At 72.3% G+C, this 11,366-nt stretch carries 13 protein-coding genes; 10 read left to right on the top strand and 3 right to left on the bottom strand.

Annotated elements, in window-relative coordinates; translation table 11 throughout:
- The first annotated feature begins 11 nt into the window (after positions 1–11).
- The 3 genes from tatA to B7P34_RS15195 all read left to right on the top strand — a co-directional run bounded on the left by tatA (position 12) and on the right by B7P34_RS15195 (position 2,903).
- Positions 12–236 carry a Sec-independent protein translocase subunit TatA gene (tatA, locus tag B7P34_RS15205; protein WP_106676799.1) on the top strand — a complete coding sequence of 75 codons (225 nt, stop codon included), beginning with the start codon at positions 12–14 and terminating at the stop codon, positions 234–236.
- A gap of 94 nt (positions 237–330) precedes the next feature.
- A complete protein-coding gene (locus B7P34_RS15200) occupies positions 331–1,704 on the top strand; it encodes an alkaline phosphatase (RefSeq protein WP_106676797.1) in 1,374 nt (457 codons plus the stop codon).
- A 260-nt stretch (positions 1,705–1,964) separates the two neighbouring features.
- The gene (locus tag B7P34_RS15195) at positions 1,965–2,903 is read left to right on the top strand and encodes a beta-ketoacyl-ACP synthase III (protein ID WP_106676795.1); all 939 of its coding nucleotides are present in this window, start codon (positions 1,965–1,967) and stop codon (positions 2,901–2,903) included.
- A 67-nt stretch (positions 2,904–2,970) separates the two neighbouring features.
- Here B7P34_RS15195 and B7P34_RS15190 read toward each other — a convergent pair whose 3' ends face one another.
- Complete coding sequence (locus B7P34_RS15190; protein ID WP_106676793.1) at positions 2,971–3,882, bottom strand: glutaminase; 912 nt, start codon at positions 3,880–3,882, stop codon at positions 2,971–2,973.
- Positions 3,883–4,092: 210 nt separating this feature from the next.
- Between B7P34_RS15190 and B7P34_RS15185 the strand changes: the two genes are divergently transcribed.
- Both B7P34_RS15185 and B7P34_RS15180 read left to right on the top strand, forming a co-directional pair.
- Positions 4,093–4,683: an N-acetylmuramoyl-L-alanine amidase gene (locus tag B7P34_RS15185; protein ID WP_106676791.1), complete on the top strand. Its 591-nt coding sequence runs from the start codon at positions 4,093–4,095 to the stop codon at positions 4,681–4,683.
- 43 nt (positions 4,684–4,726) lie between these two features.
- Complete coding sequence (locus tag B7P34_RS15180; RefSeq protein WP_106676789.1) at positions 4,727–5,647, top strand: 1-aminocyclopropane-1-carboxylate deaminase/D-cysteine desulfhydrase; 921 nt, start codon at positions 4,727–4,729, stop codon at positions 5,645–5,647.
- Here B7P34_RS15180 and B7P34_RS15175 read toward each other — a convergent pair whose 3' ends face one another.
- Entirely contained in the window at positions 5,648–7,249 is a 1,602-nt protein-coding gene (locus B7P34_RS15175) for a Na+/H+ antiporter (protein ID WP_106676787.1), read from the bottom strand.
- Between the two features lie 79 nt (positions 7,250–7,328).
- Between B7P34_RS15175 and B7P34_RS15170 the strand changes: the two genes are divergently transcribed.
- From B7P34_RS15170 to B7P34_RS15155, 4 genes are all read left to right on the top strand, one after another.
- Complete coding sequence (locus B7P34_RS15170; protein WP_106676785.1) at positions 7,329–7,589, top strand: UBP-type zinc finger domain-containing protein; 261 nt, start codon at positions 7,329–7,331, stop codon at positions 7,587–7,589.
- Between the two features lie 22 nt (positions 7,590–7,611).
- Entirely contained in the window at positions 7,612–8,136 is a 525-nt protein-coding gene (locus tag B7P34_RS15165; RefSeq protein ID WP_106676783.1) for a GNAT family N-acetyltransferase, read from the top strand.
- A gap of 239 nt (positions 8,137–8,375) precedes the next feature.
- The gene (locus B7P34_RS15160; RefSeq protein ID WP_223267878.1) at positions 8,376–8,780 is read left to right on the top strand and encodes an anti-sigma factor; all 405 of its coding nucleotides are present in this window, start codon (positions 8,376–8,378) and stop codon (positions 8,778–8,780) included.
- A gap of 145 nt (positions 8,781–8,925) precedes the next feature.
- Positions 8,926–9,711: an RNA polymerase sigma factor SigF gene (locus B7P34_RS15155; protein WP_223267871.1), complete on the top strand. Its 786-nt coding sequence runs from the start codon at positions 8,926–8,928 to the stop codon at positions 9,709–9,711.
- Between the two features lie 63 nt (positions 9,712–9,774).
- On the opposite strand, the gene B7P34_RS15150 is transcribed toward B7P34_RS15155, so the two are convergent.
- Entirely contained in the window at positions 9,775–10,260 is a 486-nt protein-coding gene (locus B7P34_RS15150; RefSeq protein ID WP_106676779.1) for a hypothetical protein, read from the bottom strand.
- Between the two features lie 92 nt (positions 10,261–10,352).
- Between B7P34_RS15150 and B7P34_RS15145 the strand changes: the two genes are divergently transcribed.
- Entirely contained in the window at positions 10,353–11,321 is a 969-nt protein-coding gene (locus B7P34_RS15145) for a diacylglycerol/lipid kinase family protein (protein ID WP_106676777.1), read from the top strand.
- Positions 11,322–11,366: the final 45 nt, after the last annotated feature.

Below are 11,366 nucleotides of genomic sequence, written 5' to 3'. Positions count from 1 at the left end.
GTGCGCCGATCATGCTGCGCAATGCCCTTGAGCCCTGGCACATCCTCGTGGTGGTGCTCGTGATGGTCGTCCTGTTCGGATCGCGGAAGCTGCCCGACACCGCCCGCGCGCTCGGCAAGTCGATGCGCATCCTCAAGAGCGAGGCGAAGGCCATGAAGGCGGACGACCGGCCCGCCGCGGCCGGCACCCCCGAGGCGGCGGCGCACCCCGGCAGCCCGGCCGACAACCCCCGGTGAACTGGAGGACACCTGTACGACCCTTCCGGTACACCCGCCCCTGGTGAGCTTCCCCCGGCCGGGCATCCCGCCCGGCCTACGAGGAGGAAAAACCATGGGTTCTCGTCCGTACCGGCGCCGTCTCGCCTGGGGCGCCGCCGCACTGCTCGCCGCCGGAGTCGCGGTGCCCGCCGCGGCCTACGCGTCGGAGGGCGGCAGCTCGGACGTCCCCGCGCTCAGCGCGGGCCACGGCGCCAAGAAGGCCAAGAACGTCATCCTGCTCATCGGTGACGGCATGGGCGACTCGGAGATCACCCTGGCCCGTGACTACACCGTGGGCGCGGCAGGCCGGCTGAACATGGACAAGTTCCCGCTCACCGGTGCGTACACGACGTACTCGGTCGACAAGAACGGCAAGCCCGACTACGTCACCGACTCGGCCGCCAGCGGCACCGGCTGGGCCACCGGGCAGAAGACGGTGAACGGCCGGATATCCAAGTCGCCCGGCACGGACAAGGCCATGCCCACCATCCTGGAGCTGGCCCAGAAGAACGGCCTGGCCACCGGCAGCGTCACCACCGCCGAGCTGACCGACGCCACCCCGGCCGTCCTCGCCTCGCACGCCACCGACCGCAGCTGCCAGGGCCCGGCCGACATGAAGGCCTGCCCGAACGACACCGTCGCCAAGGGCGGCCCCGGCTCGATCGCCGAGCAGAGCGTCAACCACAAGGTGGACGTCCTCTTCGGCGGCGGCAAGGCCCGCTTCGACCAGAAGATCACCGAGGGCCGCTTCGCCGGGCAGACCGTGACGCAGCAGGCCCGGCAGCTCGGCTACCAGGTCGTCACCGACGACAAGGGCCTGAAGGCCGCGAAGCCCGGCAAGCCCGTGCTCGGCCTCTTCGCCGACGGCAACGTCCCCGTCGAGTGGACCGGCAAGGCCGCCGCCCAGGGCGGCACCGAGCCGCAGCGCTGCGTGGCCGGCAACCCCGAGCGCAAGGCCGGCACCCCGGAGCTCGCCGACCAGACCCGCAAGGCCCTGCAGCTCCTGGAGGCCAAGCAGAAGGGCGCGGGCTCCAAGAAGGGCTTCTTCCTGCAGGTCGAGGGCGCCTCGATCGACAAGCGCGACCACGCCGCCGACCCGTGCGGCCAGATCGGCGAGACCGCGGCCCTCGACCGCGCCGTGAAGGTCGCCCGCGCCTACGCCGCGGAGCACCCGGACACCCTGGTCGTCACCACCGCCGACCACGGCCACACCAGCCAGATCGTGCCGCTGGAGGCGACCCCGCCCGGCCTGTCCTCCACGCTGGTCACCAACGAGGGTCAGCAGCTCAAGGTGAACTACTCCACCAACACCCCGGGCAAGCCGCAGGAGCACACCGGCACCGAGGTGCGCATCGCGGCCCAGGGCCCGCACGCCGAGCGCGTCCTCGGCGTCACGGACCAGACCGAGCTCTTCACCACGATCCGCACGGCGCTCGCACTGCGCTGACGCGACGTGCCGCACCGGTGACGCGGAGAACGCCGTAAAGAACGTCACAGATCACCACAGGGGGGACAGGGCCCGGCCGCCGCAGCGGCCGGGCCCTGCGGGTTGTGCCAGTTATCGCGGCAGAACATTGGGCGGATCACATACCCGGTTACGGGCCCGCAGCGTCAACACTTGTGAATCCCGTACCACCGGTATCACCCGCGCACCCGGACTCACCGCATGATCGTTCGTACCGACCGCCAGCCTCGGAGGAACCGCCGATGACCGGCTCCCGCGTCCTCGCCCTCGGCCACTACCAGCCCGCCAGGGTGCTGACCAACGACGAACTGGCGGCCATGGTCGACACCAGCGACGAGTGGATCCGCTCGCGCGTCGGCATCCGCACGCGCCGGATCGCCGAGCCCGGCGAGACGGTCGCCGACATGGCGACCGAGGCCGGCGGCAAGGCGCTGGCCCACAGCGGGCTCGCGGCGGACGAGATCGACCTCGTCCTCGTCGCCACCTGCACCGCCGACGACCGCAGCCCCAACACGGCCGCCCGGGTCGCCGCCGCGCTCGGCCTCGCCACGCCCGCCGTGATGGACGTCAACGTCGTCTGCTCCGGCTTCACGCACGCCCTCGCCAGCGCCGACCACGCCATCCGCGCCGGCGCCGCGACGAACGCCCTGGTCATCGGGGTGGAGAAGTTCACCTCCGTGACGGACTGGACCGACCGCACGACGTGCGTCCTGACCGGCGACGGCGCGGGCGCCGCCGTCGTCACGGCCTCCATCGAGCCCGAGATCGGACCGGTCGTGTGGGGCTCGGTGCCCGGCATGGGGCACGCCGTACGCATCGAGGGCACGCCCTCGCGCTTCTCCCAGGAGGGCCAGTCGGTCTACCGCTGGGCCACCACGCAGCTGCCGCCCATCGCCCGCCGGGTGTGCGAGCGGGCCGGGATCGCGCCGGAGGACCTGGCGGCCGTCGTCCTGCACCAGGCCAACCTGCGGATCATCGAGCCCGTCGCCCGGAAGCTCGGGGCGGTCAACGCCGTCGTCGCGACGGACGTCACCGAGTCCGGCAACACGTCCGCCGCGAGCATCCCGCTGGCGCTGTCCAAGCTCGTCGAGCGCGGGGAGATCCCGTCGGGCGCGCCGATCCTGCTGTTCGGCTTCGGCGGGAACCTGTCGTACGCGGGCCAGGTCATCCGCTGCCCGTAAGGGGCGGCCTCCATGGCGGGGTGCCCCTTACGGGGCGCGTCCAGCCGCATGCGGCCCGCGGCCGGGCTCAGAACACCGACCACCCGGTCAGAGTCGTGAAGTGGTCAAGCGCGGCCACACCCGCGACGGAGTTGCCCCGCGTGTCCAGCCCCGGACTCCACACGCACAACGCGCACCGCCCCGGTATCACCGCGACGATGCCGCCCCCGACGCCGCTCTTGCCCGGCAGCCCCACCCGGTAGGCGAAGTCCCCCGCCGCGTCGTACGTCCCGCACGTGAGCATGACGGCGTTGACCTGCTTCGCCTCGCGCCGCGGCAGCAGCCGGGAGCCGTCGGCGCGCAGCCCGTGGCGGGCGAGGAAACTGCCCGCGCGGGCGAGGTCGCGGCAGCTCATCTCGATGGAGCACTGCCAGAAGTAGTGCTCCAGGACCGTGGGGACGGGGTTGTCGAGGTTGCCGTAGCTGGCCATGAAGTGGGCGAGGGCGGCGTTGCGGTCGCCGTGCTCGGTCTCGGAGGCGGCGACGGCGGGGTCGAAGGAGACCTCGGGGTTGCCGCTCTCGGCGCGCAGGAACTCCAGCATGGTGGTGCTGGCGTCGCCGGTGAGGGTCTGCAGCCGGTCGGTGACGACGAGCGCGCCCGCGTTGATGAACGGGTTGCGCGGGATGCCGTTCTCGTATTCGAGTTGGACCAGGGAGTTGAAGGGGTTTCCGGACGGTTCCGTCCCGACCCGCTCCCAGATCTTGCCGCCGCCCTCGGCCAGGACGAGCGCCAGGCTGAACGCCTTGGAGATGGACTGCACGGAGAACGGCCGCTCCCAGTCCCCGATGCCGTACACCCCGCCGTCGACGTCCGCGACGGCCATGCCGAACTGGTTGATGTCCACGCCGGCGAGGGCCGGGATGTAGTCGGCCACCTGGCCACGGCCGACGAGCGGCTTGGCGAAGGCGGCGACTTCTTCGAGGACGGCCTGGTAGTCCACAGTCCTTGGTCCGTACTTCCGTGTCGACGGCGCTGTCGACGATGCGATCGGTGGGATATTCGGCCAACGGCCGGATCGGCTCGCACGATATCCGAACGCCCGGGCCACCTGCGAACTTTTGGGTACAAGGGGGTCATTCGGCCTACGCGACCGGCGTACGCCACCTGCTCTACGGAGCGACCGACCCACCGAACTACCGAGGAGGGCGGCATGGCCCCACCCATGTCCGCGAGCGAATTCCTGGCCGCGCTCAGACGCGAGGGCGCCACCGTCGTCGAGGTGGAGGGCTGGCGCAACCACAACCGCCACGGGCACGGCCCCTGGGGGCCCGTCAACGGCGTGATGATCCACCATTCCGCCACCGCGGGCACGGACAGCACCGTCCGGCTCTGCTGGAACGGCTACGAGGAGCTGCCCGGCCCCCTGTGCCACGGGGTCATCGCGAAGGACGGCACGATCCACCTCACCGGCTGCGGGCGCGTCAACCACGCGGGCGCCGGCGACGGGGACGTGCTGAGCGCGGTGATCGCCGAGAAGCGGCTGCCTCCCGTGCGGTGGGCGGACACCGACGGGAACGTCCACTTCTACGGCTTCGAGTGCGTCAACCGCGGCGACGGGGAGGACCCCTGGCCGCAGGTCCAGCTGCGGGCCGTCGAGCAGGTGGCGGCCGCGATCTGCCGGCACCACGGCTGGACCGAGCGCTCCGTCATCGGCCACCTGGAGTGGCGGCCCGGAAAGGTCGACCCCGTCGGCTTCTCCATGGAGTGGCTCCGCGAGCGGGTCCGTGAGCGCCTCAAGTGAGGCGCGCCGTGGCCCGCCGGCCCGCTCGCGCGACAATGGGGGCGTGACCAGCCATCCCTCCGCCGCCGGCAGCGCCGGGCTCGCCGGCCTGCGGCCGCGGCTGCCGTCGCCGCTCGTGGAGCTCCCGGACGAGAGGTTCGCGCGGCACGGCGTGCGCCTGCTGCTCAAGCGGGACGACCTGATACACCCCGAGCTGCCGGGCAACAAGTGGCGCAAGCTCGCGCCCAACCTGGAGGCCGCGGCCGGGGCGGGCCGGCGCACCCTGCTGACGTTCGGCGGCGCGTACTCCAACCACCTGCGGGCCACGGCCGCGGCGGGCCGCCTGCTCGGCTTCGCCACCGTCGGCGTCGTCCGGGGCGAGGAGCTCGCCGACCGGCCGCTGAACCCCTCGCTGCGCTACTGCGCCGCGTCCGGCATGCGGCTGCTGTTCACGGACCGGGCCACGTACCGCCGCAAGACCGAGCCGGAGGTGCTGGCCGGGCTGGTCGAGCGGGCGGGCGGCGACTGCTTCGTCGTGCCCGAGGGCGGGTCGAACGGAGCGGCCGTGCTCGGCTGCGCGGAGCTCGGGCGCGAACTGCGCGGGATGGCGGACGTCGTCGGGGTCGCGTGCGGCACGGGCGGCACGCTCGCCGGGCTCGCCGCGGGCCTCGGCGAGGGGCAGCGGGCGATCGGCTTCCCCGTGCTCAAGGGCGGCTTCCTGGGCGCGGAGGTCGAGCGGCTGCAGGGGGAGGCGTTCGGCGGTCGGCGCGGGACGTGGCGGCTTGACGAGCGCTTCCACTGCGGCGGCTACGCCCGCACGTCCCCCGCGCTGGACGCCTTCGCCGACGACTTCACGGCCCGGCACGGGTTGCCGCTGGAACGGCTGTACGTGGCGAAGATGCTGTACGGCCTGACGACCTTGACGGAGGAGGGCGCGTTCCCGAGGGGAACGACGGCGGTGGCGGTGATCACGGGAGCGCCGTGATCATGCCGCACCCTCCTCGCGATAGGCGGCGGCTTCCTCCAAGTCCAGCCGCCGCAACAACGTCCGCAGCATCTCGTCATCGATCCGCCGCTCGTCGCGCAACCGCACGAAGACCTCCCTCTCCGCCCCGATCATTTCGCGGGCGAGCCGCCGGTAGATGTCGTCCGCGGACTCCCCCGTCACCGCGCTGACCGTCCCCAGCCGCTCCCACACCGCGTTGCGGCGCCGCTCCATGACGACCCGGAGCCGGTCGGCGAGGGGCGCCGGCAGGGCGTTCCGTTCGTCGGCGAGGAGCTCGTCCAGGCGCCGCTCGGCGGCGAGTGAGGCCTCGTTCTGGGCCTGTGCCTCCGCAAGGGTCTCCGCGGCGCTGTCGCGCGCGGGCAGCCGCAGCAGGCGGATGAGCGGGGGCAGGGTGAGGCCCTGGACGACGAGCGTGCCGATGACGGTCGTGAAGGTGAGGAAGAGGACGAGGTTGCGCTCGGGGAAGGGCGCCCCGGCGCCCGTGGTGAGGGGGATGGAGAAGGCGATGGCCAGGGAGACCACGCCGCGCATGCCGGCCCAGCCGACGACGAGCGGGTTCTTCCAGGTGGTGTCGGTCTCCCGGGCCCGGATCCGCGCGGACAGGGCGCGCGGCAGGAACGTCGCGGGGAAGACCCACACGAAGCGGGCGGCGACGACGGCGAGGAAGACGGCGACCGCGTACCAGGCGGCGGGCCCCGCGCCGTAGTCGCCGAGGCCGCGCACGACGACGGGCAGCTGCAGGCCGATGAGGGCGAAGACGGCGGACTCCAGGACGAAGGAGACCATCTTCCACACGGCGGCCTCCTGCAGCCGGGTCGCGAAGTCGACCTGCCAGGCGTGGTGGCCGAGCCAGAGGCCGACGACCACGACGGCGAGCACGCCGGAGGCGTGGACCTCCTCGGCGGCGGCGTAGGCGGCGAAGGGGATCAGCAGGGAGAGGGTGTTCTGCAGGAGCGGCTCGCGCAGGTGCTTGCGGAGCCAGTGCAGCGGCACCATGAGGGCCAGGCCGACGCCGATGCCGCCGAGGGAGGCGACGGCGAACTCCTCGATGCCCTTGCCCCAGGTCGCGCCGGTGCCGATGGCGGCGGCGAGGGCCACCTTGTAGGCGGTGATCGCGGTGGCGTCGTTCACCAGGGACTCGCCCTGCAGGATGGTGGTGATCCGGGAGGGCAGGCCGAGGCGGCGGGCGATGGCGGTGGCCGCGACGGCGTCGGGCGGGGCGACGACCGCGCCGAGCACGAGGGCGGCCGTCAGGGGCATCCCGGGGACGACGAGGAAGGCCGCGTACCCGACGGCGAGCGTCGCGAAGAGGACGTAGCCGACGGACAGCAGGGCCACGGGGCGGACGTTGGCCCGCAGGTCGAGGTAGGAGCTGTCGAGGGCGGCCGTGTGCAGCAGGGGCGGCAGCAGGAGGGGCAGCACGACGCCGGGGTCGAGCGTGTAGTCCGGGACGCCGGGGACGTACGAGGCGGCGAGGCCCGCGGCGACGAGCAGCAGGGGCGCGGGCACGGGGGTGCGGCGGGCCGCGCCGGCCACGGCGGCGGCGACCGCGACCAGCATCAGCAGTGGCATGACGTCCATCGGTGCGGTGTCTGTCCCCTCGTGCGTTCCGCCCGGCCCGCGGGCTCGCGTGTCGGCGGTGCGATCTAATCTGGCAATCATGAGCGAGTGCCAGCATCTTCCCGGGCTGCCGCGCCCCGAGCCCGTCGCCGCATACCCGACGTGCCCGGAGTGCGAGGCGGCCGGCAGCCACCCCGTGCAGCTGCGGCTGTGCCTGGTCTGCGGCCACGTCGGCTGCTGCGACTCCTCGCCGTACCGGCACGCCACGGCGCACTTCGCGGAGACCGGCCACGCCGTGATGCGCAGCTACGAGCCGGGCCAGAGCTGGCGCTGGTGCTATGTGGACCAGCGGCTCGTCTGACGCCGCCCGCTAGCATGCACGCATGATCCGAGCCGCGACGCCCGCAGACGTTCCCGCCGTCCACGCGATGATCCGCGAACTCGCGGCGTACGAAAGGGCCCTGGAGGATGCCCGGGCGACCGAGGAACAGCTGCGCGAGGCGCTCTTCGGGGAGCATCCCGCGGCCTTCGCCCTGATAGCGGAGAGTGACGAAAATGCGGGCGACGGCGCGTCCGGAGCGCCGGAACCGGTGGGCTTCGCGATCTGGTTCCGCAACTTCTCCACGTGGACAGGCACGCACGGTGTCTACCTGGAGGATCTCTACGTGCGCCCGGAGGCGCGCGGCGGAGGGCACGGCAAGGCGCTCCTCGCGGCCCTCGCCCGGATCTGCACGGAGCGCGGCTACCAGCGTTTCGAATGGTCAGTGCTGGACTGGAACACGCCCTCGATCGGGTTCTACAAGTCCCTCGGCGCCGAACCGATGGACGAATGGACCACCTACCGCTTGTCCGGAGAACCCCTCCGGACCCTTGCGGCGCTCGCGCAGAGTGACGAAAATCCCAACTAGGCGACAGCTCTTTCGATTTGAGGCCCCAAACCCCTAGCCACTGTCCGTGCTCATGGGTTTACCATGAGTGACAGTCTCGGGGCTGCTCCACGGACCCGCAGATCGCGATAGCGTCGCAGCCGAACCATGTGCCGCACCGGCCCGCGCACGGCCTTCGACCGAAGGGCGGCCGAGGGCGGGGGCCGGCGCTCGTAACAGCTCAAGAAGCTTGTGCCACCTTGGAGGTGAGGGTGTCCCCAATCGCAGGCGAGCCCGGGACCCAGGACTTCGTGGAAGTCCGGCTGCCCGCTGCGGGTGCCTACCTGTCGGTGCTGCGAACGGCGACAGCCGGTCTCGCGGCCCGCTTGGACTTCACCCTCGACGAGATCGAGGACTTGCGCATCGCGGTGGACGAGGCGTGCGCGATCCTTCTGCAACAAGCGGTGCCCGGCTCCGTTCTCAGCTGCGTCTTCCGCCTGGTGGGCGACGCGCTGCGGGTGACCGTCTCGGCACCCACCACGGACGGCCGCGCACCCGAGCGCGACACCTTCGCCTGGACGGTGCTCTCCGCCCTGGCCGGTGAGGTCGACTCGACCGTCGCCGACGACCGTACGGTCAGCATCAGCCTGCACAAGAAGCGCGGCGCCGGCCCCGGACAGCCGTGACGGAAGAGGGGGCTCCGTGAGTACTGCATCGTCGCGGGGGGTGCGTACCCCGGCCATCCCGCAGCAGCCTGCCCGACAGCTGCCGGGCGATCCTGCGAATCCCGCGCCGGACGAGGCGAGCGACCCACCAGAGCGGGCGGACCACATGGACCAGCACGAGCACCGGCACTCCACCGCGCAGGACCGCAGCGGTGCCCGGGCCCTGTTCATCGAGCTGCGCGCGCTGCCGGACGGCTCGCCCGAGCGGGCCGAGCTGCGCAACCACCTCGTGCGGATGCACCTGCCGCTGGTGGAGCACCTGGCCCGGCGCTTCCGCAACCGGGGTGAGCCGCTGGACGACCTGACCCAGGTCGCGACGATCGGCCTGATCAAGTCGGTGGACCGGTTCGATCCGGACCGCGGCGTGGAGTTCTCCACGTACGCGACGCCCACGGTGGTCGGGGAGATCAAGCGGCACTTCCGCGACAAGGGCTGGGCGGTCCGGGTCCCGCGCCGGCTGCAGGAGCTGCGGCTGGCCCTGACCACGGCCACCGCGGAGCTCTCCCAGCGGCACGGCCGCGCGCCCACGGTCCACGAGCTGGCCGAGCACCTGGGGATCTCCGAGGAGGAGGTGCTGGAGGGCCTGGAGTCCGCCAACGCCTACAGCACCCTCTCCCTCGACGTGCCCGACACGGACGACGAGTCGCCGGCCGTGGCGGACACGCTCGGCGCGGAGGACGAGGCGCTGGAGGGCGTCGAGTACCGCGAGTCGCTGAAGCCGCTGCTGGAGGACCTGCCGCCGCGGGAGAAGAAGATCCTTCTGCTGCGGTTCTTCGGCAACATGACCCAGTCGCAGATCGCCCAGGAGGTCGGGATCTCGCAGATGCACGTGTCGCGGCTGCTGGCGCGGACACTGGCCCAGCTGCGGGACAGGCTGCTGATCGAAGAATGAGTCCGGTGATCGAAGACTGAGTCCGGCGTCTGAGGACCGGGGTCCGGGGCGGAGCCCCGGGACTCACTCGCGCGGGCCGATCCCCAGCGCTTCCGTCGCGGTCGGGTTCACCAGCAGCACAAGCGTGCCCACGGCCACGGCGAACAGCGCCACCGCCGCAGCGATCATCGCCCCACCGGCGACGTACAGCGTCCAGGCGACCGGCAGCGCCATGATCTGCGTGGCCATGGCCGGCCCCCGGCTCCAGCGGCGCCGCAGCCACAGCCCGCGCGCCGCGGCCAGCGGCAGCACGGCCAGAGCGAGCACGGTGATGCCGCCCGTCTCCGCCTGCTGCGGGCTGTCCGGCTTGCCGAGCAGGCCCATCACCAGCAGGTAGACGCCGGCGGCGGCGAGGGCCAGACCCTCCAGGCCGGTCAGCGCGGCGGCAGCCGTCAGCCGCGCCGGGCGGGGCCCGGCGGGCGCGGGGGCGGGGGCCGCCGCGGCCTGCTTCCGGGGGCCGGCGGGGCCGCTCTTACGGGCGTTTTTCGGCGCGGACTGCTTGCTGCTCACCCCAGCAGGGTAGCCGTACCGCCGTCGATCCGAGGGGGGCCGAAGGCGGGCCGGGGCGGTTCGTGTACCGACAGGTAGGTAGGCTGGCGCGCATGCGTGCGCTCCTCGTGGTCAATCCCTCGGCCACCACCACCAGTGCCCGTACCCGTGATGTCCTGGTGCACGCCCTCGCCAGTGATCTCAAGCTGGAGGTGGCCACCACCGAGTACCGGGGCCACGCCCGCGACCTGGCACGGCGGGCGGCCGAGAGCGGCACCACCGAGCTCGTGGTGGCGCTCGGCGGCGACGGCACGGTCAACGAGGTGGTCAACGGCCTGCTGCACGACGGCCCCGACCCCGAGCGCCTGCCCCGGCTCGCCGTGGTGCCCGGCGGCTCCACCAATGTCTTCGCCCGCGCGCTGGGGCTGCCCAACGACGTCGTGGAGGCGACCGGCGCCCTGCTGGACGCCCTGCGCGACGGCAGCGAGCGCACCGTGGGCCTGGGGCTCGCGGGGGGCACTCCGGGCACGGAGGACGAGGGGGTGCCGGAGCGCTGGTTCACGTTCTGTGCGGGCTTCGGGTTCGACGCGGGCGTCATCGGCCGGGTGGAGCAGCAGCGGGAGCGCGGGAAGCGGTCGACGCCCGCGCTGTACGTGCGACAGGTGATGCGTCAGTTCCTCGGGGAGACCCACCGCCGGAACGGCACGATCACCCTCGAACGGCCGGGCGAGGAGCCGCTCGAGAATCTCGTCATGTCGATAATCTGCAACACGGCGCCGTGGACGTATCTCAACAACCGCCCGGTCTACGCGTCGCCGCAGGCGTCCTTCGACACCGCTCTTGACGTGCTGGGATTCACCAGGCTGTCGACGACGGCGGCCGGCCGCTACGTCACCCAGCTGCTGACGTCCACGCCGGAGCGCGGACCGAGAGGCAAACACACCGTCTCGCTGCACGACCAGACCCGGTTCACCTTGCATTCGCAGGTTCCGCTGCCCTTCCAGATGGACGGTGACCACCTCGGAGTGCGGACGAGCGTGACGTTCACAGGCGTTCGCCGTGCACTGCGTGTGATTGTGTGAGTGCCAGGGCCGAAAGTCCTTCCACTCGAACGTTTAGGCTGGGTT

The organism is Streptosporangium nondiastaticum, from assembly GCF_003011965.1.
GTDB lineage: Bacteria > Actinomycetota > Actinomycetes > Streptomycetales > Streptomycetaceae > Streptomyces > Streptomyces nondiastaticus.
The sequence above is the reverse complement of the archived record's forward strand: the minus strand, read 5'-3'. Positions and strand labels throughout refer to the sequence as shown.